We start from the raw sequence: 26,207 nt of genomic DNA on the forward strand, positions 1-26,207 counted from the left end.
GAAAATCTGGAGTAACTATCCACCCTCGCTCCTCTTGCAGTAAAGAATATTAGGTCGTCCTTTGCCTTTATTTATATAATATATCTCTGAATCTCCGCTCCATTTTGCATTTTTGTTGATAGCAATCACGCAGCCTTTACTAAAGGATGCGGGTGCTTGCGTTATAGGTGCTTTTGGCCATCGAAGTGTATTAATTTGAGAAGCAAGATTAACTTCATAACCAGAAGACTCAAATTCGTAGGCATATAATGAATCGCCATAGGGTTGAATGTGTTGAATAACCTTATGTGCTATTTGATCCAGCGAAGCAGTGTGCTGATAGAGTCCGCCGCCGCCTTCACCTCAGCATCAATGCGAGAAGCGCTGAACCGCAGGCTGTTACAATACGAGTCGCAATTAATGTATTTTTTACGCCGAGCCAATGCAAAATGGGGAGGGTTAACCAGTTGAATAATGGTGGCCTTCGATAATAATTTCCATAATTGGTGGGTTGCCAGTAATGGTGATTGTAAAGCATTTCTATCGAAGCGATAGTATATCGACCTTCTTCCTTGAGGTATGGAAGAAAAAACGTGAAAAATGTACTGAGAAAAGCAACCAGTACTATTGCTAACAGGGGTAACAATTTTTTTGGGGTGGGATAATCATAGAGATTTCCTGCTTTACTTTTTTATTTGGACAGGCTTTTTTCGGTATTTGCCAATTACGAATAGTAATTTTCTGCTGTGGAAAAGCGATACAAATCCAAGGACTCTCTCCAAGATACCCCATCAAAGCCTATCTGTACAGCTTTCTATCACTTTATAAATTTGAAAGATATCCACTAGACAAATTTATCTATTGACTATACTATTATATAGTCCAATAGGAAAATCTATGCTAACTAACCTATACCCAATACATAACCGATTCGTCACCAGCTTTAAAGATTACCTTGAGGCTGATCCTCATTTGCTAGCCTTATCTCAGCTTAAATATCAACATCATTTTAACTGGTGGAAATCTCTCTCTTTCACTCCAGGAATCTATATACTAACAGGTGGACGTCAGATAGGAAAATCCACGTCTTGTAAGTTGCTTATTAAGCATGTATTAGAGGAGAAATTATTTTCTCCGCAGGGGATATTTTATTTACCCTGTGATGAAATATATGATGCTAAACAGTTGGGAGAAACGCTTCGATTCATTTTGGCAAATTTCATACCCCATGAACGATTTCTATTGATAATTGATGAGGTAACTTATGTCAAGGATTGGGATCGCGTGATAAAAGCCTTAGCGGATGAAGGTCATTTTCAGCAAGGATTATGTTTATTGACAGGTTCTGATACGCTTATTCTCAAAGAAGCTGCCATGCGTTTTCCTGGTCGAAGAGGAAAAGCAAAGCAAACTGATTTTCATTTATATCCGCTTACCTTTGCCGAATATGTACACTTAGTCGCTAAGGATGCTAATCCTAGCACAAAAAAACTGGATCAATTGTTTGAGCAATATTTGCAGTGTGGTGGCTATCTACGGGCTATTAACGACTTGGGTGAAACAGGTGTTATTTCTCAGGCAACTTTCATGACCTATGAACAATGGATTCGTGGAGATTTTTTAAAGCGCGGTAAAAATGAGGATACACTATTAGCCCTGTTGCGAGCGTTATTAGAGATCGGTGTTTCTCAAGCCTCTTACTCGACAGTAACCCAAAAAATGGGAGTAGTGACTAAAGAAACCTGCATGGATTACTGTCGTCTATTGCAAAGGATGGATATATTATTTGATCTTCAGGCTTTTGATCAAAACACTCGCCAAGGCTTTTCCAAGAAAGCCAGGAAATTTCATTTTTTAGATCCTTTCATTTATAGAACTTGTTTGAATTGGCTGCAACGTGAGATTAACCCAAAGCCTGAAGTAAAGGAAAGTACATTAGTCGAAGCATGCGTAGCTAGCCACTGTTATAGAATGGCCAAAACTTTTTATTGGAAGGCTGAAGGCGAGGTCGATGTTATTTGGCTGAAAAGTCAAAAAATTCAAGCAATCGAAGTGAAGTGGTCTGAGCAATTGCGTCCAATTGATTTGAAGATATTAAAGCAATTTAAAAATAGTTTGATTCTTACTAAAATGGCTTATTCAGGCGTTGTTAAAGAGATCAAAAGTCTACCGGTTTATGAATTTTTAAAATCCATATAATGGGCTATTCTCCAGTTTTATTTAGGAGGTGAGTATTACATGAAAACAATTATAAGGAATATCAATGAAAAGATTTCATATATTCATTGCAGTTTTTGACGTATCTCAATCTATAGAAGATTATACGAAACGATTGGGTTGTGCTCCTGAAATTTCTGTCCCTAATGAATTTGCTTTGTGGAAGACTGACATTCTGAATTTTTCGAAGATTCGAAGGTAACCGTATTTTCGGAGGAGAAAGATGTAAATGGATTAACATGGGAAAGTTTTAACGAAAAAAATCAACTAGATGAAATTCATGAGACATGGTCGGATTTAGTTTTAATTTAATCTTGCAAATTACTTTAGAAATAACAGATGGCCTGGGTACATTGGCTTAAAAAAAGCTGGAATTATTGGATCAAAAGGCCATGCGCGCAGCACTACGTGGTTTCTTAAGAATGAATAAACTTGTTTGCGGCGGTTTGCGGCTAGTCCGGTCCTCTATCACTTAATAAATTTGGCAGATAGCCACTAGACAAATTTGTCTAGTGCTATTTAGAAAGGCTGAAAGCGAGGTCAATGTTATTTGGGCAGGTCTTTTTCTGGTATTGGCCAATTACGAACAGTAATTTCTCGCTGCGGAAAAGCGATATCTATATTGTGCTCACGGAAGGCTTTATCAATGGCGAAATTAATATCGGTAATGATGGTACCACGGTTATTCACATCGGTAATCATACACCATAATTGAAACTCAAGGCTATTATCGCCAAACTTCGTAAAATAGACAGAAGGTTCATGATCTTTTATATAGTTAATGACACTGGGATGAGCGTTGGCAATTTCCAGCAACAGTTTTTTGACTAATTCGAGATCGCTGCCATAAGCCACACCGACGGAAATAATAATTTTATAATTGGTATCATACAACATATAGTTGGTCACTTGCTTGGACGTTAAATCTGAGTTGGGGATGATGACGTCAGCACGTTGTAATGTGACAATTTGTGTTGAGCGGATACTGATGCGGCGTACATAGCCTTCAGTGTCGCCGACTATAATGCGATCTCCTGGTTTAATCGGCCGTTCTATGAGTAGTATTAAACCGGAGACAAAGTTGTTAACAATATTCTGCAGACCAAAACCGATACCGACAGATAATGCGCCGGCAATAATGGCTAAACCGGAAAAATTAACACCAGCAATTAACAAACTGATTAACAAGGCGATGGCGATACCGATATAGCCGACAATTGAGGCTAAAGATTCGCGATTGCCCTGGGCTACTGGGGCCCCGCGTCTTGCGACATAATTGCGCAAGACGCGGGTGGTGAGTGATAACAGGATAAATAACAGGGCGGCGAAAAAAATGCGTGAGGGGATAATGTTAATATTGGCAATTTGAAATCCTTGCAGGAAGGTGCTGATTAAAAGTTGCAGGTTAGTTTGTGCCAATCCCCAGGCTTTAAGTAGCGAAACAAAAAATCCCAGCCAGATCAACACGAATAACAAGGCGCGAAACCACAACAATTCCGGTAAAGGATCATAGGATCTTAAGCCCAAGAGGCGTTTGAATTTAGGAATCCAGCCACCTTCTTGTCCTTCAGTGTCAGAGAAGGTTACAAAAACTAATTTTTGAATGGTTTTGGCAATGAAGGCGCTGAACACGGTGATTGAAATACCAAACAGCAGCCAGGCGGCCAGAATATGAAATCCCATCCATTCGGCTACTAGAATCACTACTAGTAAAAAGCTTAAGAAAATGCTGATAAGCGAGCGTAATATTTGAAAGTGATAAAGCATTTTTGGCAGTTTTTTTACCAGCCAAATAATAGCAATCAGATTGATCGTGACCAAGGAAATAAACACGGTTTGTGCCAAATCTCCTAGATGGTCAGGCACAGATTGTGGATGAAATACTAGATAACTGAGATAGGCTAAAATGCAAAGCGCACCCAACATTTTTAAACGTCGCACCAGTGATTTGGCTAAAGCATCAGGTAGGGTGCTGAAACCTTTTGCAGGCTTAGGTGGGTAAAAGAAAAAACGAATGACCATGAGGAATAATAAATACGCCAAGATGGCATAACTCAGGCAAGCCAAATAAGAGGGTTCTTTGAGAGAAGGCGTGATAATAGTAATAAATAAAGCAAATAAGCTAATAGGTAGAAAATAGATAATATATTTTTGTATGATGCAAAGTAAGGCTTGTTTCAGTTGAGCATAAAATCCAGTATTTGTTTTGGCGCCAATTAGGTGTTTAAGTACGTTTCTGATGCGAATACTGGCAATAATTCCCACTAGGAATAGACAGGCTAAAACGATGAGTTGTGTTTTGTTAAATAGGTAAAAACCACTTTGGTCTAGAAATAATGATAGATTGAAATTATGATAAAACTCCTCAAGATCGGTAGGAATTTCGGTTAAGTTGGCTAAGACAGTGGTTTCTTGATAAAGCAACTCGGTTTTCACATGGGTTCTTAAATTGCCTGCCAACAGGGTTATGGTATCGTCGGAACGTAATAGAAATAACCGGCAATCGGATAATTGATTGGTTAGCTGATCTTTTTTGCCGTAAAGAAATTTTTGTTCTGAAGTTAAGGGAAGTTTTTTGGTTTCTCCTGGGTTGGGTGCTGGTGTGATGGCGGTTAAACGTTTATCGAGGTCGCTAAGTTCAGTGGTGTTGTAATCGACGCATTTTTTAGCTTGTATCTGCAGTTTGGTTAACTGTACTAAGGCATTTCTCAGCTCAGAGATGGTGGCGGTAGTGATAAAGTGGGGGCTGTATTTGTTTAAGGTTTTATTGGCGGCGGTGGGTTCAAACTCATGGCTTAAATCAAAATTATGCGCAGCGTCGAGGTTATGTACTAAAGTGGTGATATCCGCTGCAGCAGAAAGGCTGGTTAAAATGGATAATGCGGATAGTAGGAGCAGCAAACGTCGGAACATTATGGGTATCTCTAGGGCAATTCGGAATTGTTCTCCCCCATTTTCAAAAAGGGGTGAGCAGTCAGCATAGGACGGATTGTCAGTTCAAAGGCGGCTAGTGTATGATGAAATTTTACAGTATAGACATTATCTATAGGTTTCTTTGTGTTAACCGCTTATGATTTAGAATCCGTCCGCAACGATCAAGTCATCTTCTCTTCAGTGAATTTTACACTATTTCCGGGTGAAATATTGCATATTTCTGGTGCTAATGGTTGTGGTAAGTCAACATTATTGCATATTTTAATGGGTCTGTTATTGCCTGAAAAGGGTGAGGTGCGTTGGCGGGATGTTTTAATTGGTGAATGCGCAGCCGCTTATCAGGCGCAATTGCTGTATATTGGCCATAAAATTGGTGTCAAAAATACTTTAACAGTACGAGAAAATTTGCAATTAGCTGCTAAATTGGGAAAGGGGGTACTGGATTTAGATTTGCAGCAGGCGTTGCGCTATTTTAATTTACACAGTTTGCAAGATATGGTGTGTGCGCATTTGTCGGCTGGACAACGGCAGCGTGTTGCATTGACGCGGTTGTTGATTTTGGAAGCGGGGTTGTGGATTTTAGATGAGCCGTTTACGGCAATTGATAGCGAGAGTGTCGTGTTATTGCAGGATTTGATACAGCAACAAGTACAGCGTGGGGGGATGGTGGTGTTGACCAGTCATCAGCCGTTTGCGCTGCCGGGGGTGAAGGAGCTGCGATTGTGTTGAATGGAGGAAGTTCACCCCCTTTTTCAAAGCGGTGAGAATTTGAGGGGAGTTACGGTGCTAGTGCTTAGGATAACTTCAATGCATACAATATCAACTTTAGTCTGTGTCATTCGTTATGAGCTGCTGTCTGCTTATCGTTATAAAGCTGATTGGGTGAATGCTTGGCTGTTTTTTATTCTGGTTGTGAGTTTGTTTCCTTTAGCAGTAACGCCGGATAGCGCTTTATTGCATTTAATTGCTCCAGGCTTGATCTGGGTGGCTGCCTTATTGTCCATGTTACTTTCTTTGGGGAATTTTTTGCGGCCGGATTATGAGGATGGTAGTTTGGCGGCATTATTATTAAGTCCCCATGCATTGCCATTGTTGATATTAGCCAAAACTACGGCACATTGGTTGATAAGCGCCTTACCTTTGATATTGATTGCGCCGATTTTAGCATTGACGCTGCATTTGTCAGCCTGGGAAATAGTGAGTTTACTCTTTACATTGCTTTTGGGAACCCCGGTGTTGAGTTTGTTAAGCGCGATAGCCATGTCGTTGACAGTGGCCTTGCGCAATAACACGGTCTTGCTGACTTTGCTCATTTTGCCGTGGTGTGTGCCGGTGCTGGTGTTTGGTACAGGAGCAGTGATTGATGCGGGCTCTGGTGTGTCAAATGTAGGCGCCTTGGCGCTATTGGGTGCTATGCTATTTTTGGCGATTACGTTGGCGCCATTGGCGGCGGGTGCGGCGTTAAAATTGTATGAATATTAGTCAATTACCCATAAATTTGCTATAATAATCCGATATTTGATAACAATTATATAGTCCGAATCTTACCGGCTCAGCCGCCCCAATCTCCCCTTTTCCAAAGGGGGGGAGATATAGCAAAGGGAAGTAGTATTAGAGTGAGTAAAAGTGAAAAACAATACTGGTGATGCGATTGATAAACCGACAAACCCTATTCTCGCATTCAAGAAAAAATTAATCATAGTCCTAGTGGCTGTTCTCATGGTGGGTAGCTTTAGCTATTGGCTTTATGATCGGCGCTTTGTCAGTACCGATGATGCGTATATTAATGCCAATGTCGTGCAAATTGCCTCTCGGGTCAGTGGTCAAGTGGCCCATATAAATACCTTTAATCATCAATATGTTAAACAAGGCCAAGTCCTATTTGCCTTAGATACGCAGCCTTTTGAAATTGCACTGGATAAAGCTCAGGCTGAATTGGCGATCAATGAAGCCCAGCGCTTGGGTGCCCAGTTAACAGTCAATAGAAATTTGGAATTGATAAAAAAACACGCCATGTCTCCCCAGACTGTGGATGATTCCATCACTAAATTGGATACTTGGACCGGTGGCGTGCAAATGGCCAATACCCTAGTGTCTCAGGCAAAGCTGGATTTACAGCATACTAAAATCCTAGCGCCGGTGAGTGGCTGGATTGCTAATATGAGTTTGCGTGCCGGTAATATGGTTGAAGCGAACCGGCCATTGTTTGCCTTGATTAGTGATGAAGAATTTTGGATTGATGCTAATTTTAAAGAAACGCAAATGGCGCATATTCGTCAAGGTCAGCGAGTTGATATTGTGATTGATATGTATCCAGACAAGAAGTTTTCAGGTGTCGTTGAAAGTATCAGCCCGAACAGCGGTAATGCATTCTCTTTGCTGCCGCCGCAAAATGCGACCGGGAACTGGGTAAAAGTGACTCAACGTGTGCCAGTGCGCGTCAGGGTGTTGACTGTAGACCCGCATTATCCACTCAGGGTGGGTGCAACCGCATCGGTCAAAATTTATGTCCGCTCTTGAGACTTCCTCCCAAGCCCTTTCTCTCCCCGGAGCGTCAAAATCCAAGATCGAGGCGAGTGCCTTTTCGAATACAGAACGTTGGCTGATTATCATCGCGGTTATGTCCGCTACTATCATGCAGGTGTTAGATACCACGATTATCAATGTGGCTTTGCCGCATATGCAGGGGTCATTGGGCGCCGCGCCCGATCAGATTAGTTGGACTTTGACTAGTTATCTGGTGGCTTCGGCTATTTTTATGCCGTTGACTGGCTATCTCAGCGATAAAATTGGGCAAAAGAAATATTTATTGATCTGTATTGCTGGGTTCACCCTGGTGTCCTCACTGTGTGGTGCTGCGACTTCTTTGACAGAAATTATTGTGTTTCGGATGTTGCAGGGGATTTTTGGTGCGGGTTTAGTGCCCTTATCCCAGTCGATTATGGGAAATGTTTATAGCGGTAAAGAACGTAATAAAGGCACGGCTATTTGGGGTATGGGGGTGATGATTGCGCCTATACTGGGTCCGACATTAGGGGGGTATTTAACGGATATTGCCAGTTGGCGTTGGACGTTTTATGTCAATGTACCCATAGGAATTTTAGCCTTTTTCTTAGCCTGGCAGGTTGTGCCGGATAGTGACAGAAAAGAACGGCGTATGGATTGGATAGGGCTGGTATTGATTTCTCTTGCGATTGGCGCGACACAGTATGTTTTAGATAGAGGCAGCCAGGTTGATTGGTTTAGTTCGGATGTGATCTGTGTAGCTACGGTGTTGGCTATAGGCGGTTTGATTGGATTTTTATTGCATAGTTTGCCGCCGGGTAAGCAGATGGTGTTTGACATACGTATATTTGCTGACCGTAATTTTACGCTAAGCTGTTTAATATTATTGTTGTTGGGTACGAGCTTGTATGGCGTGACGGTATTGCTGCCGTTGTTGCTGGAAAATTTATTAAATTATCCGGTGTCGACCACCGGTTTGGTGTTGGCGCCGCGGGGTATTGCTAGTTTGTTAAGTATTGTGGTCGTTGGGCGCCTTGCACCAAGATTAGGTACTGCGGGAATCATGATTTTGGGCATTTTATTTACGGCGGCCGGCACTTGGTTAAGTACTTATTATTCTGTGATGATTAGTCCGGGATGGGCAACTTCAGTGTCGATGGTTCAGGGGTTTGGATTGGGTATGGTGTTTTATCCGATTATCACGGTGGCATTTGCAACATTGCCAACTAGAATGCATACGGAAGCTGCGGGTTTATTTAGCTTGGTTCGAGTGCTCAGCGGTTCTATCGGTATTTCCATGACTATGTCGTTATTAACGAATTATGGTCAAGTGTCCTGGAACCGGCTGGGTGGATTTATTAATCCTTACAATCCGGCTTTGTATCAATACCTAGAGCATTTAGGGTTAAAGCCGACGGATGCACAAGGGGCGGCATTATTAAGTGGTGAATTATTAACTCAAACACAAATGGTGGCATTTATTAATGTATTTGCGGTGATTGCCTTGACGCTTTTATTGATATTGCCATTGGTGTTGTTGTTAAGGGGCGGGAAGCATGCGCCTTTGGAAGGTTCTGCTACTTTGTTGGATTAGGTTTTAGTCATGCCAACTGAGTTGGCATGACTGTGGTTCATTTGCAGCGTTCATAGATTAAATACAGGGCGCTGATACCGACTAAAATATAGATTATTCTTTCAACTATAGGTATGGAATGAAATATAAAAGCAACTAGGTTAAAGTTAAATATTCCTATCAATCCCCAGTTTATACCTCCAGTCACCAAGAGTATGAAAGCAATCAGACTGATTGTTGATGTCGCTTTTGCCATAAAATACCTCAGTGCGTTATTAATAGATTAAATCCATTGTTTGTATACTCCTTTTTTTATTATAGTATAGAAGTGGTTGTGTTGTAGGGCATAGCCGCTTCTGATGGTGCTATTAGACGCTTTTGATTTTCAATCCATTCTGCCAACTAGCTAACCTTATGTGGACTTTTATCAACAAATCAGCCTCACCGCGATCTTTTTTCTATTTTGCCGGTCGATTACTTCCTTGGCTTTGGGTAGTATGCCTTATTCTCCTGGCTTATGGTGTGGTGGCGGGATTATATTGGGCGCCGCCTGATTATCAGCAGGGTGATGCTTATCGTATTATTTTTATTCATGTACCCAGCGCTGCGTTGTCTTTATCAGTATTTGTTATTATGGCGGTGATGGCGGCAATCCATTTGATATGGCGGCTTAAATTGGCCGATGTGGTGGCGACAGCCAGTGCACCAGTGGGCGCGTGGTTTGCGTTTTTGGCTTTGGTGACGGGGTCGCTTTGGGGTAAGCCCATGTGGGGTACATGGTGGATATGGGATGCGCGCCTGACTTCTGAATTGGTGCTGTTATTTTTATATTTGGGTATTATTGCGCTGCGTTCGGCGATTGCCAATAAAGATGCAGCGGGTCGAGCCTGCAGTATTTTAACGCTGGTAGGCGTGGTGGATATTCCTATCATTCATTATTCCGTCTATTGGTGGAATACCTTGCATCAAAAAGCCACCTTATTGAAATTGGCAAAGCCCAGTATGGATGCCAGCATGTTATATCCGTTGTTGGCGATGCTAATGGCTTTTTATTTATATTATTTAGCAGTGATGCTAATGCGCGCGCGTGCGGAAATATTGCGGCGTGAAGTCAGGACTGAGTGGGTTAAAGCTGTGGGTGTTAAAAATTAAATGATGGCTGCAAATTTTAGTGGTTTTTGGAATTTTCTGCATATGGGTGGGTATGGTGTTTATGTTTGGCCGGCGTATGGCATTGTGGCTTTGGTTTTGCTGTTGCAGGTTTGGCAGGCGCGCAAGGTCTTCTTCAGATTTTTGATAAAATGTCGGCGTGTCAATTCAGCTTCTCAAGAAAAAGAATCTAGAAATTCCCATGAAACCACATCGTAGAAGACGTCTTTATTTTATCATCGCTATTTTAGTGGGTGTCAGTATGGCTGTGAGCTTAGCCATTTATGCACTGGGTCAGAATGTCAATTTATATTACACGCCCACGCAACTTTATTTGCTAAAAACGCCGCCGCCGCAAACATTGCGCATCGGTGGTATGGTAAAAGCAGGCAGCTTTGTGCGTGATGCCAATAGCCTTAAGGTACGTTTTGTGTTGACTGATTATCAGCATGAGGTGTTAGTGCATTACACGGGTATTTTGCCGGCATTGTTTCGTGAGAATCAGGGCATCGTGGTGCAGGGTAAGCTCAATGTGCCAGGTGTTTTTATAGCCGATCAAGTATTGGCAAAACATGATGAAAAATATATGCCCCCGGGAATCAAAAAACATGATTCCTGAGTTTGGGCATTTTGCGTTGATTTTGGCTTTGTGTTTGGCGGTATCGCAGTCATTGATTCCGCTGATCGGCGCGAGCTTTAGAAAACCAGCTTGGATGCAACTCGCTCGTCCTTTGGCTTATGGTCAATGTTTGTTTGTCGCTTTTGCCTTCAGTGCCTTAGCTTATAGTTTTGTCAGTAATGATTTCTCTGTGGCCTATGTTGCCAGTAATTCCAACTCACAATTACCCTGGATTTACCGCATCTGCGCGGTATGGGGGGCGCATGAAGGTTCGTTATTGTTGTGGGTATTCTTATTAAGTGGCTGGATGAGTGCAGTGGCGGTTTTTAGCCGCAGTCTGCCGCTTATTACTCGAGCGCGGGTATTGGCAGTTTTGGGTATGATTAGTACCGGGTTTTTATTATTTTTGCTGCTGACGTCTAATCCATTTTTGCGTTTGTTACCGAATGTTCCTGCCGATGGACAGGATTTAAATCCTTTGCTGCAAGATCCAGGTTTGGTGATTCATCCGCCGATGCTATACATGGGTTATGTGGGATTTGCTGTGGCTTTTGCATTTGCGATTGCTGCTTTGATGAATGGGCGCTTGGATGCGGCTTGGGCGTGTTGGTCTAAGCCATGGACCTTGGTGGCTTGGTGCTTTCTGACTTTTGGGATTATTTTGGGGAGTTGGTGGGCTTATCGGGAATTGGGTTGGGGGGGCTGGTGGTTTTGGGACCCAGTGGAAAATGCTTCATTTTTGCCTTGGTTGGCGGGTACGGCGTTGATCCATTCATTGTCGGTCACGGGGGCGCGGGATGCGTTTAAAGCCTGGACGGCATTACTGGCTATTTGTACTTTTTCTTTGAGTTTGCTCGGTACTTTTTTGGTGCGTTCTGGGGTTTTGATTTCAGTGCATGCATTTGCCGTGGATCCGTTGCGCGGTGTATTTATGTTGGTATTTTTGGGGTTGGTTATTGGGGCTGCGTTGTTGCTTTATGCGTTTCGGGCGCATACGGTGCGTCGGGATATCCGCTTTAATCTGTATTCGCGTGAAAGTATGTTGTTAGCGAATAATTTGTTGTTGACGATGGCGATGTTGACGATTTTGTTGGGGACGTTATATCCGCTGATAGTGGATGGTTTGAACTTAGAAAAAATTTCGGTGGGTCCGCCGTACTTTAATTTGGTATTTGTGCCATTTATGGTGTGTGTGTTGGTGTTTATGGGGTTGGCGCCGTTGTCGCGTTGGGCAAATACGGATGCGCGTACGGTGATGAGGAAAATGTGGCTGGTATTGGTGATGGCTGTTGGGTTGGCGTGCTTGCTGCCTTGGGTGGTAGTTGGGCGGTTGAATTTGGGTGTAGTTGTTGGGTTGGGGTTGGCATTGTGGGTCATTATTGCAACTTTGCAGCATGTGTTGGTTAGGCGGGGGCGATTTATTGGGTTAAAGCGGTTGTCGCGTAGTGGTTGGGGTATGGTGGTGGCGCATGTAGGAGTAGCGGTTTGTGTCTGTGGGGTAGTTTTGACTACGCATTATAGTGAAGAGCAGCAGGTGCGTATGAATCCAGGGGATAGCGTGAGTCTTGGTAGTTATGTGGTTAGATTTTTAGGGGTTAGGGATTTGCAGGGGGCGAATTATTCGGGTGTTGCAGGTGGGGTGATTGTGAGTAGGAGCGGGCGGGCGGTGGCTTTTTTGCAGCCTGAGCAGCGGGTTTATTCTGTTCAGAAAACGGCTTTGGCGAAAACGGCGATTGATGTGGGGTTGTTTCGGGATGTGTATGTGGCGCTGGGCGAGCCGTTGGATCATCAAGCTTGGTCATTGCGGGTTTATTATAAGCCATTTGTGCGTTGGATTTGGGGAGGAGGATTGATGATTATTTTGGGGGGGATATTGGCGCTGATGGATAGGCGGTATCGGGTTAGAGTATAGTGCTGAGAGCGTTGCCATTTATCGGCGAAAGCAGAGGGGAGGGGCTCAGCAGACACGCTGTGAATACGTCCGTGTACGCTCGACGGTTTCATCCATGAAACCGACGGTCTGCTGAGCCCCTCCCCTCTGCTTTCACCTCGCTTTATAGCCATTCTGGATTTTACTGATCTGCTTTTTCCACAAGGCGTTAATTAAGCGCTGCAATCCCCTCTCCTCCTGTGGGAGAGGGTTAGGGAGAGGGGGAGCTAAGGCCGTTTCATTTTTTTACGAGACCATTGATGCGCTACATTATTACGATTTTTACATTACTATTATTTATAGTGCTCATGACGTTTTTATGGCGGGGGCTGAAGCGTGATCCTCATGAGTTGCCGTCAGCACTGATTGGGAAACCGGTTCCTGAATTTAACTATGCGAGTTTGTTGCGCAAAGAAGGCTCTCTTAGCAATAAAATGTTTTTAGGGCATGTGTCGTTGTTAAATGTGTGGGCGACTTGGTGTATTACTTGCCATGCAGAGCATCCGGTGTTGATGGATATTGCGCACTCTGGTGTAGTGACTGTGTATGGATTGAATTATAAGGATGATTTTTTCCAAGCAACCGATTGGCTAAAAAAATATGGTAATCCGTATGCGGATGTTATTTTTGATGGCAAGGGGACGTTGGCTATTGATTTTGGGGTTTATGGGACGCCTGAGACGTTTGTGATTGATAGTAAGGGAATTATTCGAGATAAATATATAGGTGCTATTAGTCCTGATGTTTGGAAAAATAAAATTGAACCTGAAGTGTTGAGACTGCAAGGTAAAAGTTAATGGGTGACAGGCTCTAGTCAATATGAAAAAAATACTAGTGTTTATTATGATTATTTTTTTTGGCTACGTTACATTTACTTGCGCAGAGCCTCAGGGAATCTATACCTTTACTTCAAAAGCACAACAAACGCAGTTTGAACAACTTACCCAACAACTGCGATGTCTGGTTTGTCAGAATGAGAGTTTGGCAGACTCTAATGCACCATTGGCACAGGATTTGCGTAAAGAAATTTATGACCAAGTGCAAAAAGGTAGTGATACCGGCGCTATAAAAAAATATCTTTTGGCAAGATATGGCCAGTTTATTTTGTTTAAACCGGCATGGAACCGCTTAACTTATGTGCTGTGGATACTGCCATTTGCTTTGTTATTGATGGCATTTTGCATTTTAGCTTTGGTGGTATATAGCAGGAAAAAAGTTGCCGTGACCACGGCTTTGCTGACGCATGAAAAACAGCGTTTAAAAGAGTTGGGATTATAAATATGCTGATGTTTTGGGTAGGTATTGCAGTGATGGTGGTGGTCGCATTGACCTTTGTTGTGCTGCCACTTCTTTGGCCGCGAAAAATCGCAGGCCCAGATGCTGTGTCTTTATCAATTGCACTACATAAAGATCGTTTGTTGCATCTAAATCAGCAAAGACAAAGAGAAGAATTGGCGCCAGAAGCATATAATCAAATGCATTTGGAGCTCGAAAAATCTTTGTTAGATGAAATTCCAGAAGTAAAGACGCATGCGACACATCCAAAACGCAGTACTGGTTTAGCTATAGCATTGTTGATTATTTTGCCTGTAGTCGCGGTGTGTTTTTACTTATATGGAGACTCCTTTCGAAAGTATGCAGACTATAGAATGGCTTATGAAAAAACACGTAAGCTGAACGCTGAGATTGCCGAATTAGGTAGTGTAGATAATATTATTACTCAGCTTAAACAGCGGGTTGATGCGCATCCTGATGGGCGTGGCTGGTTTTTGCTGGGACGGCTTTATATGAAACAGGAGCGTTTTTCAGAAGCTGTGGCAGCATTTGTTAAAGCAGAGCAATTGACTCAGGCGACACCTGAAATGTTGATAGCGCATGCAGAAGCACTATATTTTATTAACGGACATACTTTGAATTTGCAGGCGCGGGCATTGTTAACTTCTGCTTTAAAGTTACAGCCCAATGCGAAAGAAGCGGTAAGCCTGTTGGCAATTGATGCTTATCAGCGCGGAAATTTTGCGCAAGCAGCAAGTTATTGGCAGCAATTGCTATCGCAATATCCCCCAGATTCTGATGAAGGCAAAATACTATTGCGCATGATTGCCGAAGCGCAACAACACCTTGAAAAATCTTCCAACAATACAGCCAAAATTGTACTGCCGGTTTCAGTACAACTGGCGGAGTCTTTGAAGAATAAAGTAAGAGGTGATGAGACCCTGTTTATTTATGCACAGGCAGAAACAGGATCGCCTATGCCATTGGCGGTAGTGAAGCGTTTGGCACATGATCTGCCGTTACAAATTACTTTAAATGAAGGAATGGGAATGCTGCCGGGTGTGTCATTGGCGGATGTTGATAAAGTTAGAGTCATCGCACGGATTTCTAAGTCCGGCCAACCGCTAGCTGCCAACGGCGATTTAGAAGGGAGTAGTGATGTTATAGAGGTGCATAAGCATCCTGAGAAAATTGTGGTGATGATTGATAAGGTGCATTGAAGCTAAGTAAAAACATTAACCTCTCCCCTTGTGGGAGAGGTCGACGCGGGTAGCGCGGAGGGAGAGGGGTAAGCATCGGCTGGTTTCAATGTTATTATGCCTACTGAAAAATACCCCTTTCCCTCCAGGCTTCGCCTGTCGACCTCTCCCACAAGGGGAGAGGTTAATGTTTTTATTTAGTTTGGTACCACAAGGTAAGAGGGAGTCACAGTGCACGATTTTACGAAATACATAGATTAAGTCTTTTTACTACTAGTTTTTTTAAGTATACTAAAATCCTTGCGCCCATAGCTCAGCTGGATAGAGTACCTGGCTTCGAACCAGGTGGTCGGAGGTTCGAATCCTTCTGGGCGCGCCAAAAAATTCACAGTTTCTTCCCGCCTGTGCTCATTGATGAGGTGATGATATGTTTCATGGCAGTATGGTAGCTATAGTAACGCCTATGGAGCCAGATGGCGTTATTGATGTTGATAGCCTTCGCAATTTAATTGAATGGCATATCGAGCAAGGCACTCATGGTATTGTAATATTGGGTTCCACAGGTGAGTCACCGACGATTAACCCACAAGAGCGTCAACTGATTATCCAGCAGGCGCGCGAGCAGATTAAAGAACGTGTACCGCTGATTGTTGGAACGGGTACCAATTCCACAGATTTGAGCATACATTATACGCGTGAAGCTATGGAGTTGGGCGCAGATGCTTGTTTATTGATAACTCCGTACTATAATAAACCCACGCAAGAAGGCCTTTATCTACATTTCAAGGCAGTGGCGGATGCCGTTCCCATTCCGCAGATTTTATATAATTGTCCTTCCAGAACGGCTTGTGATTTAAAGCCTGAAACTATCGCACGTTTAGTGCATTTACCCAATATTATTGGGTTAAAAGAAGCGGTGGGAGATTTACAACGACTAAAGGAAATCCTGGCCTTCTCCAGTCATGTCTTGGATGTTTATAGCGGAGATGATGCAACAGGGCTAGATTTTTTATTAGCGGGAGCCAGAGGCGTGATTTCCGTCACTGCCAATGTCGCACCACAGTTAATGCGCAAAATGTGTGATGCAGCATTAGCAGGTGATACCGAGACAGCACATCAAATAAATGAAAAATTAGCTGGATTTCATAAATTACAGGGTGTGGAAACCAATCCCATTCCAGTAAAGTGGGCCTTGCATATCATGGGTATGATCCCAAAGGGTATACGTTTGCCTTTAACCCCTTTGTCTGAAACCTACCATGATGCGGTAAGGGAAGCATTAATGCCTTTTTGGCAGGAGCACATTAGCTATTCCAGAAATACCGGAACGGCTTCTTTATAAGGAGATGACTTGTGCGATATGGAAAAATCATTACTATAGCTGCCTTGGTTAGCAGTCTTGCAGCCTGCTCATGGATTCCACCAACCAATGAGCAACCACCTAAACTACCGTCGCCTGATTTGCGACCGTTGGATTCAAATGCACCGGATGCACAAGGTGTTGTAGATACCGAAAAGCAGGTATGGCCTGATGATGCTGCGCCTGTGGTTGTTCCTCCTGGGCTGCAAAAATCATCATAATTAAAGTATATCTCTTCCCCTTTAAAAGGAAGATTCTTAAGACTAAGCTCTCACCACTTGTGTGAGTTAATTGATAATTTAGGAGATTAAAATGCAATATGGAAAAATGATTATTGTATCCGCATTAGCTGCCAGTTTGGCTGCATGTACTACGACCACCCCTTCTAACACCAAGATTGTAAATGAAACACAGCCGCCGCGTTTGTCTAAGGAAGTTTCTGTTAGCAGTGTTAATCCTGTACGTGTTCCCAGTAATTTAAGTTCCTCCAATATTCAAAACAGCTATCAAGTGCCGGAAACACCTACCCCAGGTTCTACCGGCGAGCAGCAAAATACCACCTTAGCACCTCCGGGCAGTAATCTAGCACAAGCTACCTCTGCTACAACTCAGCCTCAAAGTACCCAGCCTGCAGCTGCGCCTGCCCCAGCGCCAGCACCAGCAGTGTCTGTACCGGCAAAACCTGCGGGAGTGACCGGCAATTCCCTTACTTTAAATGTGGGTTACGATCAGGCTTGGTCTAAAGTCGGTAAAGGTTTACCTTCGGCGGGTTATCCTGTCATGGAGCAAGATAATTCTTCAGGAACTTATTATGTTTTAGATAAAGTAAGCAGTGGTGGTGTCATTAAACGCGATACGCCAATTTACCAGGTACATCTTGAAAAACAAGGCGCTAAAGCAACGACTGTCACTGTTGTCAATCCGCAGAACCAACAAGCGGCGCCAAGTGGAGTCACCAGTCGCATTTTAAGTGCTTTGAAAAATTCTATGTAATATTGGGTTTACTATTCCTCAATCAATCTCCTCTTACAGCCTTAGCTTTTTTCCTTCTCCCATCCCACAAGGGGATTCCCTTCGGTCACAGACGGGAGATAGAAAAAAGCTAAGGCTTAAGAGAAGGTTTTCTTTTGCGAGCTGTGAATGACCTTAGAAAAAAAATCATTACGTTATACAGGTAAAGCTAAGACACTTTATGATACTGAAGATGCGCATTGTTTAATTATGGAGTTCCGTGATGATACTAGCGCTTTTGATGGAATAAAAACCGCTAAGCTAGCTCATAAAGGCATGGTGAATAATTATTTCAATGCCTTCATTATGCAAAAACTGGAAGCTTCAGGGATTGCGACGCAGTTCATTCGTCTATTGTCACCCCATGAAACACTGGTGAAACATCTCCATATGATTCCGGTCGAGTGTGTGGTGCGTAATATTGCTGCTGGTCATTTATGCTCACGCTTGGGAGTTGAAGAGGGTATTACTTTAACGCCGCCTACCTTTGAATTTTTCCTCAAAAATGACGCACTTCACGATCCGATGATTAATGAATCATTAATTCGTACTTTTAATTGGGCAAGTGAGGAAGAGGTGGCTTTGATGAAAAGCGTAACTATGCAAGTGAATAATATACTGAAGCCCTTGTTCTTACAGGCAGGTTTGTTATTGGTAGATTTTAAGCTGGAATTTGGGCGTTATGAAGGCAAGTTGTTATTAGGAGATGAGTTTACGCCAGATGGTTGCCGTATTTGGGATGTTAAAACCCGCAATAAATTAGACAAGGATCGTTTTCGAAAAGATCTCGGTGGTGTCATTGAGGCTTATGAAGAAGTAGCTAGACGTTTGGCAGTGCCTTTGCCAACATCACTGCACGCAGAAGAATAAACCTGTTTCTAACAGGAGAGGTACCGAAGCGGTCACAACGGCGCCGACTCGAAATCGGATGGGGCGCAAGCCCACGAGGGTTCGAATCCCTCCCTCTCCGCCAGTTTGGACGCCGCAGGCGCCCGAAGGGTGAGGGTCAGGAGACCCGAATCAATCCCTCCATCGAAGCCAGCTTGAAGTGTTTTGTTGAGCTAAATAAAAATATATAATAATTAATTTTAAAGAGGGGGGCGATGACACAAGCTATCCGACAAGATATCACTGTACAAAAAGATCATCGAATTTACTCACCTGAGCTGAAATTAGGCGATCGTGTAGAAGTAATACTTTTGTTCAATCAGGATGAAAATAAAAAGTCTAACCTCCGTACTTTGCTTGGTACTGGCAAGGGCAGTTTTTCTTCTCAAGAGGAGGCTGATGCATTTATCCGTCGAGAAAGAAACACATGGGAATAATCTCCGTTTCAGGAAACATTTACTTAGATGTAAATGTGTTTATTTACCTTACCTGCCGGAAGGCTATCCTGAGTTTGCTGAGATTCTTTCTCACCTCGCAGGTTATATTGATGAAGGTAGCCTGCAAGCTTTTACTAGTGAGCTTTCATTAGCAGAAGTGTTAGTCAAGCCGATTAAGGATAAACAGCTCGCTTTACAGAATCTTTATGAAAGTACTATTCAAACCACAAGTAATTTGACAGGAAACAGGCTCTCTGGTTTTAGCATAATTTTTCTAAAACCTATCTTCAAATACCTTCTTTGGTAAGAGGTATAGACATCAAAAAGAGAAGGGGTCAGGTTGTAACTATTGAGCACAAACATGAAATCCCTAAGCAAATTAAAACCCGAAAAGGGTATCTGGATGACCGATATCCCTATCCCGGATATTGGGCATAACGATGTATTAATTAAGATAAAAAAAACCGCAATCTGCGGTACAGATATTCATATATATAATTGGGATCACTGGGCTAGTCAGACCATACCGGTGCCTATGACCATTGGGCACGAATTTGTCGGTGAAATCGTAGAATTGGGCAGTGAGGTGACGGGTTACAAGGTGGGTGATCGGGTTTCTGGTGAGGGGCATATCACCTGCGGGCATTGTCGTCAATGCCGTGCGGGAAAACGTCATTTATGCCGTAATACAATAGGCATTGGTGTGAATTGTCCGGGTTGTTTTGCAGAATATTTAAGTCTTCCTGCAAGCAATGTATTTTTAGTCCCGCCAACTATATCTGATGATGTTGCTGCTTTTTTAGATCCATTAGGCAATGCCACGCATACCGCCTTATCATTTGATTTAGTCGGCGAAGATGTTTTGATTACGGGTGCGGGACCTATTGGTATTATGGCAGCAGCCATTGCAAGACATGCGGGTGCACGTTTTGTCGTTATAACCGATATTAATCCCTATCGATTAGAGTTAGCTAAAAATATGGGAGTGACTCGGGCGGTGGATGCCAGAAGTGAATCTTTGCAGGATATTATGACAGAGTTGGGTATGCAGGCAGGATTTGATGTGGGTTTTGAAATGTCAGGCAATGCCCGTGCGTTTAACGATATGCTTTTGACTATGAATCATGGCGGGCGAATAGGGATGTTAGGTATTCCACCGGATAAGATCGCCATTGATTGGAATTTATTGATTTTCAAAGGATTAACTATCAAAGGAATTTACGGCAGAGAAATGTTTGAAACCTGGTATAAAATGGCTAGCATGTTACAAAGCGGCCTTGATGTCACTGGGATTATTACTCACCATTTTCCTGTAGAAGAATTTGAAAAAGCTTTTGAAGTTATGCGTGGAGAAAAATCAGGGAAGGTGATTTTAGATTGGCAGTCAGTTTGAACCAGAGCGTGTAACTACGTCAAATATGTTTCATTTTCTCTTTAATTGTGTTAGAAATATCTTCCGAAGAGGTAGGGTCAGTCTTTTATTCGCGTGTGTCGATGCTGGTTTTTGTTGTTGTCGTTATCACTTTTTCCGTTTTTAATCGAATAATTTTTTTAAGGAGATTTAAATATGCGTGTTTTATTGTCTTTAATAGCTGCATTTGCACTGGTTTTGGCTGGTTGCCAAAAACAAGATCAGTCGTCTGATACCACAGATGGAAGTACGACGACTACAGAAACCAGCACCAGCACAACTGAGACAACCCCAGCCAGTAGTGATGAATCTACTACCACCACCACTAGCAGCTCTGAAGAGTCTACAACAACATCAACTGCTCCTAGCTCTGAGCAATCCATATCCACAAGCGCAGCACCGGGTTCTGAGCAGTCTACTACAACTACTACCGTTCCTGGCAGCTCTGATCAATCGACTACTACTACAACTGTTCCTGGTTCAACCGATCAGTCCACAAACAGCGTAACTGTACCTGGTTCAACCGATCAGTCTGGAACCAGTGCAACCGTCCCTGGCTCAACCGATCAGTCTACAAGCAACGTAACTGTACCTGGTTCAACCGATCAATCAACTGTGCCTGGCTCAACGGATCAGCCCACTACAACTACACCTGATTCATCTACCCAATCTCAGTCTACAACAACAACAACAACTACTACACCGGGTTCAACCGATCAGTCTACAACAACACCGGATACTACTCAGTCTACCACCACTACCACTACATCAGGTGCTGACCAATCCGGCAGTGCAACCTCAAGCACTACAACTGAATCTACGAGTTCAACTTCTGGAACCGATCAAACTCAGGGTAGCACGGATACCTCAAGCAGCGATCCATTAGAAGGTAGTTCAACCTCAACCAGCTAAGACAAAACAATGCACTAGCATTTGTTAAAATAGTTTGGTTTAAAGGAGCCGTTATTTAGAAGTTTAAATAGCGGCTCTTTTATTTGTGTTCATAAATTTTCAATGTTTATAAATTAAAAGTCCAATGGGGTAGTCATGCGTAAATTTTACTATCTGATATTCCTATCACTGTTTTTAACAGGTTGCGCCACAGTTTCTCCCAATAAACTAGGCATTTCCCAAAGTGAATGGGATCAATACAGTGATAGCCAGCGTGAACAATTGATCGAGAATTATCACCAAGCCCAGAGATCGAAAATATCTCATGCTAAGGGTGGTAGCTCCTTGTTATCAGTAAACATTCAAGATGGAAAGGCGCTGATGCCTCCTTTTACGCAACTGACAGCTTTTCAGCCCATTTCCTTTAATATCAGAGAAGGGAAGTGTAACGAGAAATTGACAATAGTCAGCGCCGAAAATCCAGAGCAGCATACCAAGCTGGGCATCTGTTACCAGGGAGGTACATTATATATGGATCCAAGCCCTATTGATCCCAGTAAAGCGGATGGTTCACTGCAATTCCCATATATGCCTATTTGGAGTCGGGGTTTTACCTACCCTAATGTGACTAGTACCGGAATGGCGAAATTAACCAATGTGAATATTACTGTGCAGGAAATATCTCACTAGGAATATTCTTTGAAATTACTAGCCTTTGATACCTCCACAGAAGCTTGTTCAGCTGCTCTGTTTTTGGATGGCAGTGTGACTGAGTTATTTGAAATCACGCCGCGGCAGCAGTCGCGGCGTATTTTAACCATGATTGAACAATTATTGTCGGTAGCGGATGTTCACTTATCCCAATTAGATGCGGTGGCTTTTACCAATGGTCCAGGTAGTTTTACCGGCATCCGGCTTGCTGCCAGTGTGGCTCAAGGGTTGGCTTTAGGTGCAGACTTACCTGTCATACCGGTTTCAACCTTAACGGCTATGGCACAAGGCGCTTATCGTGATTTTCAAGCAAAAAATGTCCTAGTCGCAATGGATGGCCATTCGGGGGAAATTTATTGGGGTGTTTATAAGTGGCATGAACAATCTATGCACTCAGTCATTTCGGAGCAACGCTGCAATCCAGCAGAGGTTCCTATACCTGAAAAATGCGATTATTTAGGAGTTGGGAATGGCTGGGAAATTTATGCAGAAGTATTAAATCAGCGGATACCAGGCATAAAATCCATAAAGACATTGCATCCTCAGGCTATAGACGTTGCAAAATTGGCAGAAATTGCTTTCTCCAGGGGGTGTTTTGTGCTCCCTGAAGCGGTAGTTCCTTATTATTTGCACCAGGCAGATACTTGGAAAAAGCTATCCAACCCTAAAGATATTTAGAATTTTAATGCAAAAATTTAAACATTTTCGTGTTTTTTTGTGATATTTATCTTCTGCTTGTTTTCTGGAAATGCAGACGACTCCCCAGCAATTAACAGCAGGTAAGCTGCTCGCGCTCTTAGCTCTCCACCCTTTTTAATATTCCCTTAATAGTTTTCTTATAAAATACCCTTCAAGCCTGTTATATTTATTGAGGGTAGTTTCTTGAAAAAGTTGTTAAGCGGCGTAGGTCGCGCATTTTTCCCTTTTCGCAATCCAAAGCGTATGGTTGGTTGGGATCAATTGCAAGAAAGCTTTAACAGCTTTGTGCGTGATCCAGCTAAAGAAGTATTGGGTCGCCGGAATAAAAAAACCAAAACCACTGAAACTTTTGAACAGGCGGTGACCCGCTTAAATATATCAGAAGAAGACCTCTCAGCCCGAAAAAAAACTTTTTTCCGAACGGCATTATTTTTTGTAGTAATGGCAGTTGCCTTGTTTATCTACACAGTGGATTTACTATTTTCTGGCCTATTATTAGCCACTTTTATTGCACTGGTATTAGTGGTTATTGCTTTAGCTTTAGCTTTTCGCGAGCATTTTTGGTATACGCAAATGCAACAGCGCCGCCTAGGAATCACTTTTAACGAATGGACTGGCTATACTTTTAGGGGAAATAAAAGATGAGTAGAACAGTAAAAAATTGTCTGATTTTCCTTGTGATGTTGTTGCCAGTTGCGGCATTTGCCGATAATTCTACCGGTTTACATCTCTTTACTGTTCCCACCAGTGATTTTTCAGTGAGTCTGCTAGAGCGCACTTTTGGCGCCGTGGGTAGTGTGTTACACGGTAAAGGCAATCAGATCGTTGGTTTGTTGCTCGGCATATTTAATGCCATGTGGGTGATTGTGATTGGTCTTGGTATTTTATTTCTGGTTTGGGATTCCGTTATGACTGCAGCGCATAGCGGTGAAATGATGCAAAGAAATGGCAAAAAAGCAGCGTTTACCATCATACGTATTGTGGTGGGTTTTTGTTTGGTAGTGCCAAGCAGCTCCACGGGTTATTCCATGGCGCAGACCGGTGTGGTGTGGGCGGTGGTGCAGGGCGTTGGATTGGCGGACGAAATTACTGAAAAAGTGCATGATTATGCACAAGCAGGTGGACAAACTTTTACGCCAAAACCGTCAAGCGCTACCGAAATTGAACCGTTGATGAGCGTGGCTGCCGATATTCTTAAAGCTGAAGTCTGTATGTTTAAGGTACAGGATTTCCTAGATCAAAAGAAAAAAGAAGAAGACGAAGCATTAAAAGGAACTGGCGTTGAGCCAAACCCCCCTAGTGAATTTGATAAGATGGGTTATAGCATTAATGTTGGCACGACTTCAGGTAGTGTAACTTTTGGCAGCAAAAATCCAAATTATTCCCCTGATGATCCTACTACCGGCACTGAATATCTCAGTGACTGTGGTGAAGCCCATTGGAACTTAGTCCTGCCATTACCCGATGCCACTGAAAGCCAAGCAGCGAGTATGAAAAAAACGCTAGCTGGTTATATGCAAGCTGGCGTGACTGATTTAGTGGTGACTTTACAGCCCCTAGCCCGAGAATTGGCTTCTGCTGATTTAAGTGATACCGATGAAAATACTGAAAACTTTAAAAAGATAGCCGATAGAGCAGCTACCGCCATTGCGGGTGCGGGTGTTAGTTATACGACATTGATCGATCCCATCAGAGGCGCCATAGCAATCACTGGAGAACAGGGTTTAAAAACTAGATTGACGCATTTGAATGAAAGGGGCTGGGTTTTCATGCCGATGATGGTTGTTGTGCCTGGACTATATTCAGTGGATTCGCTCAACATGGAAAGTTATATGCCGGCAGTCACACCGCCTAATCTGGTTCTCAATGAGCCGGCCAATAAAATCAAAGTCTTAAGTTCAGAACAACGTCAAGAGATCATGGATGCCATAGTGCATGTGGAGACCGATAACTATGTCACCTTGGCTACTAATCAATTGAAATTAATGGATACCAATAATGAATGGCCTAAGATCGATTTTAAAGCCATGTTCACTGTTGGAACACCTGATGGTAATTATATTAATAATTTAAGTGTTATTTTTGATGGCACCCGGGAAATTATGAATGCTGGGCGCTTGGCGGCCAATGGTATGTTGGAGGTGCCTAAAGGCTTAATGCAGGGTATTAAGAGTATTGCAGATTTCTTTGTGGATGGATTTGACATTGGTGTCCCTGAGGTGTGTATTGGTGACCTGTGTGCCCCAGACATTAGTGTACACATTCCAGGTGTGGGTGGTGATACCAGCGGTTTGCAGAATGCTATCGATAAAATTAGTAACTTACAGAGCTCTCTGAATGATTCAGTCAATGGTGCCATCGGCAATTTAAATACGTTAGTGAGTGATATTCAGAATAGTGCTACTTTAGCCGAGAAAGGCGGAATGACTTCTGAACTCATAGCATTGACAGGTCAGCTGGGGCCTTTAGGTCCGATGTATGCCACCGTGATGACAGCCATGATTGGCAAGAGTATCACTAGCTTTGAGAATTATGTGTTTAGTTCAAATACTAACGCACTAGTCAGCTCCATTCAGTTGGGGGGCGACATGATGGTGGGCGCCATGAAGTCGGTTTTCCTGGGTGGTAAGATTATGTTTATCTCCACGCTGGTACAAGCGGGTATGAATGGTTTAAGCCAGATTGTTGGCATGATCCCAGGTGGAAAAGTAGTAGGCGGTGTGATGGATGTAGGCACCAACCTGGTGCATAAGGGTATTGAAAGCTTTACTGGTTTTCATATTGCCTTATCCCTTTTGATGTTTGCAGGTGGGGTGATGCTGTATTTCATGGTGCCACTGACTTTTATAGTCGCGTTTGCGTCGATTTGCTTGCGTTGGATTGGTATGGTGTTAATTAACATATTAGCTGCGCCGATTTTTTGCTTTAACCTGATTCGGGCGGATAGTGAAGGTTTAGCTGGACGTGGGGAGCGTTTTCTCGGGGATTTGGCGAAAACTGTGCTGACACCAGCTCTTTTAGCCATTGGTGCGATCGCGTTTGTCATATTGTTTAATATTGGATTTATGATTGTGACGACCGTGTTTAGTGCCTTTTTACCTATGCTGGCTAAAGCCTATAATTCCGCGATATTGATACCAGTAACATTAACACTGATATTACTGACATTTTCGGCGATGATGCTGTATTTAGCGACAACATTGTCTACTTTATGTACTACCGACTTTGTGAATCAGGTGACTAGTACTATTGGTGACACAATACAGCAGTTGCAAGATCAGCAGCCGACCCAGGAGATTCGCACCAGAATTCAAGAGGGCAGTCAGTATCCGACTGACAAAGTTAAAGGCATGGCCAGCGGTGGTAGCGGTATTATGGCGAAGGATAAGCAATAGCATGCTTTAATGTTCTGTTAATGC

Annotated in this window: 26 protein-coding genes and 2 tRNA genes; 26 read left to right on the top strand and 2 right to left on the bottom strand. The window is 43.0% G+C overall.

Annotation, left to right across the window (positions count from 1 at the left end; all coding sequences use genetic code 11):
• The first annotated feature begins 876 nt into the window (after window positions 1-876).
• Entirely contained in the window at window positions 877-2,178 is a 1,302-nt protein-coding gene (locus VHE99_09615) for an ATP-binding protein (protein ID HVV69269.1), read from the top strand.
• Window positions 2,179-2,742: 564 nt separating this feature from the next.
• Here the strand turns inward: VHE99_09615 and VHE99_09620 are convergent.
• A complete protein-coding gene (locus tag VHE99_09620; GenBank protein ID HVV69270.1) occupies window positions 2,743-5,109 on the bottom strand; it encodes a mechanosensitive ion channel domain-containing protein in 2,367 nt (788 codons plus the stop codon).
• A gap of 144 nt (window positions 5,110-5,253) precedes the next feature.
• Here VHE99_09620 and ccmA point away from each other — a divergent pair, with 144 nt between their 5' ends.
• From ccmA to VHE99_09640, 4 genes are all read left to right on the top strand, one after another.
• Window positions 5,254-5,859: a cytochrome c biogenesis heme-transporting ATPase CcmA gene (gene ccmA / locus VHE99_09625; protein HVV69271.1), complete on the top strand. Its 606-nt coding sequence runs from the start codon at window positions 5,254-5,256 to the stop codon at window positions 5,857-5,859.
• A gap of 78 nt (window positions 5,860-5,937) precedes the next feature.
• Complete coding sequence (gene ccmB / locus VHE99_09630) at window positions 5,938-6,612, top strand: heme exporter protein CcmB (protein HVV69272.1); 675 nt, start codon at window positions 5,938-5,940, stop codon at window positions 6,610-6,612.
• 144 nt (window positions 6,613-6,756) lie between these two features.
• Complete coding sequence (locus VHE99_09635) at window positions 6,757-7,650, top strand: HlyD family secretion protein (protein HVV69273.1); 894 nt, start codon at window positions 6,757-6,759, stop codon at window positions 7,648-7,650.
• Window positions 7,637-9,229 (top strand): DHA2 family efflux MFS transporter permease subunit, encoded by a 1,593-nt coding sequence (locus VHE99_09640; protein ID HVV69274.1) that lies wholly within the window; start codon window positions 7,637-7,639, stop codon window positions 9,227-9,229. Before VHE99_09635 ends, VHE99_09640 begins: the two co-directional genes overlap by 14 nt.
• A 37-nt stretch (window positions 9,230-9,266) precedes the next feature.
• On the opposite strand, the gene VHE99_09645 is transcribed toward VHE99_09640, so the two are convergent.
• Window positions 9,267-9,464, bottom strand: coding sequence for a DUF378 domain-containing protein (locus VHE99_09645; protein HVV69275.1), 198 nt, complete (start codon window positions 9,462-9,464; stop codon window positions 9,267-9,269).
• A gap of 125 nt (window positions 9,465-9,589) precedes the next feature.
• Here VHE99_09645 and VHE99_09650 point away from each other — a divergent pair, with 125 nt between their 5' ends.
• From VHE99_09650 to VHE99_09750, 21 genes are all read left to right on the top strand, one after another.
• Complete coding sequence (locus VHE99_09650; GenBank protein ID HVV69276.1) at window positions 9,590-10,360, top strand: heme ABC transporter permease; 771 nt, start codon at window positions 9,590-9,592, stop codon at window positions 10,358-10,360.
• The gene (gene ccmD, locus VHE99_09655) at window positions 10,361-10,576 is read left to right on the top strand and encodes a heme exporter protein CcmD (GenBank protein HVV69277.1); all 216 of its coding nucleotides are present in this window, start codon (window positions 10,361-10,363) and stop codon (window positions 10,574-10,576) included.
• Window positions 10,560-10,976 (top strand): cytochrome c maturation protein CcmE, encoded by a 417-nt coding sequence (gene ccmE, locus VHE99_09660; protein HVV69278.1) that lies wholly within the window; start codon window positions 10,560-10,562, stop codon window positions 10,974-10,976. Before ccmD ends, ccmE begins: the two co-directional genes overlap by 17 nt.
• Window positions 10,966-12,888, top strand: coding sequence for a heme lyase CcmF/NrfE family subunit (locus tag VHE99_09665; GenBank protein ID HVV69279.1), 1,923 nt, complete (start codon window positions 10,966-10,968; stop codon window positions 12,886-12,888). Before ccmE ends, VHE99_09665 begins: the two co-directional genes overlap by 11 nt.
• Window positions 12,889-13,166: 278 nt before the next feature.
• Complete coding sequence (locus tag VHE99_09670; protein ID HVV69280.1) at window positions 13,167-13,703, top strand: DsbE family thiol:disulfide interchange protein; 537 nt, start codon at window positions 13,167-13,169, stop codon at window positions 13,701-13,703.
• Window positions 13,704-13,725: 22 nt separating this feature from the next.
• The gene (locus tag VHE99_09675; GenBank protein ID HVV69281.1) at window positions 13,726-14,184 is read left to right on the top strand and encodes a cytochrome c-type biogenesis protein; all 459 of its coding nucleotides are present in this window, start codon (window positions 13,726-13,728) and stop codon (window positions 14,182-14,184) included.
• 2 nt (window positions 14,185-14,186) lie between these two features.
• Window positions 14,187-15,401 (top strand): c-type cytochrome biogenesis protein CcmI, encoded by a 1,215-nt coding sequence (gene ccmI / locus VHE99_09680; GenBank protein ID HVV69282.1) that lies wholly within the window; start codon window positions 14,187-14,189, stop codon window positions 15,399-15,401.
• A gap of 281 nt (window positions 15,402-15,682) precedes the next feature.
• A tRNA-Arg gene (locus tag VHE99_09685) sits at window positions 15,683-15,759 on the top strand.
• 48 nt (window positions 15,760-15,807) lie between these two features.
• On the top strand, window positions 15,808-16,722 hold the full coding sequence (dapA, locus tag VHE99_09690) for a 4-hydroxy-tetrahydrodipicolinate synthase (protein HVV69283.1): 915 nt from the start codon (window positions 15,808-15,810) through the stop codon (window positions 16,720-16,722).
• An 11-nt stretch (window positions 16,723-16,733) separates the two neighbouring features.
• Entirely contained in the window at window positions 16,734-16,961 is a 228-nt protein-coding gene (locus tag VHE99_09695; protein HVV69284.1) for a hypothetical protein, read from the top strand.
• Window positions 16,962-17,052: 91 nt separating this feature from the next.
• Entirely contained in the window at window positions 17,053-17,733 is a 681-nt protein-coding gene (locus VHE99_09700; GenBank protein HVV69285.1) for a hypothetical protein, read from the top strand.
• Between the two features lie 147 nt (window positions 17,734-17,880).
• On the top strand, window positions 17,881-18,621 hold the full coding sequence (gene purC, locus VHE99_09705) for a phosphoribosylaminoimidazolesuccinocarboxamide synthase (protein HVV69286.1): 741 nt from the start codon (window positions 17,881-17,883) through the stop codon (window positions 18,619-18,621).
• Between the two features lie 14 nt (window positions 18,622-18,635).
• A tRNA-Ser gene (locus VHE99_09710) sits at window positions 18,636-18,724 on the top strand.
• 130 nt (window positions 18,725-18,854) lie between these two features.
• Complete coding sequence (locus VHE99_09715; GenBank protein HVV69287.1) at window positions 18,855-19,076, top strand: hypothetical protein; 222 nt, start codon at window positions 18,855-18,857, stop codon at window positions 19,074-19,076.
• The gene (locus tag VHE99_09720) at window positions 19,039-19,383 is read left to right on the top strand and encodes a hypothetical protein (protein HVV69288.1); all 345 of its coding nucleotides are present in this window, start codon (window positions 19,039-19,041) and stop codon (window positions 19,381-19,383) included. Before VHE99_09715 ends, VHE99_09720 begins: the two co-directional genes overlap by 38 nt.
• Window positions 19,384-19,437: 54 nt before the next feature.
• The gene (gene tdh, locus VHE99_09725; GenBank protein ID HVV69289.1) at window positions 19,438-20,469 is read left to right on the top strand and encodes an L-threonine 3-dehydrogenase; all 1,032 of its coding nucleotides are present in this window, start codon (window positions 19,438-19,440) and stop codon (window positions 20,467-20,469) included.
• Between the two features lie 174 nt (window positions 20,470-20,643).
• Complete coding sequence (locus VHE99_09730) at window positions 20,644-21,399, top strand: hypothetical protein (protein HVV69290.1); 756 nt, start codon at window positions 20,644-20,646, stop codon at window positions 21,397-21,399.
• Window positions 21,400-21,534: 135 nt separating this feature from the next.
• A complete protein-coding gene (locus VHE99_09735; protein HVV69291.1) occupies window positions 21,535-22,068 on the top strand; it encodes a hypothetical protein in 534 nt (177 codons plus the stop codon).
• Between the two features lie 9 nt (window positions 22,069-22,077).
• Window positions 22,078-22,767, top strand: coding sequence for a tRNA (adenosine(37)-N6)-threonylcarbamoyltransferase complex dimerization subunit type 1 TsaB (gene tsaB / locus VHE99_09740; protein HVV69292.1), 690 nt, complete (start codon window positions 22,078-22,080; stop codon window positions 22,765-22,767).
• A 204-nt stretch (window positions 22,768-22,971) separates the two neighbouring features.
• A complete protein-coding gene (gene icmV, locus VHE99_09745) occupies window positions 22,972-23,433 on the top strand; it encodes a type IVB secretion system protein IcmV (protein ID HVV69293.1) in 462 nt (153 codons plus the stop codon).
• A complete protein-coding gene (locus VHE99_09750; protein ID HVV69294.1) occupies window positions 23,430-26,183 on the top strand; it encodes a DotA/TraY family protein in 2,754 nt (917 codons plus the stop codon). The genes icmV and VHE99_09750 overlap by 4 nt, the downstream gene beginning before the upstream one ends.
• The last annotated feature ends 24 nt before the right edge of the window (window positions 26,184-26,207 follow it).

Source organism: Gammaproteobacteria bacterium (assembly GCA_035546635.1).
Lineage (GTDB): Bacteria > Pseudomonadota > Gammaproteobacteria > JAURND01 > JAURND01 > DASZWJ01.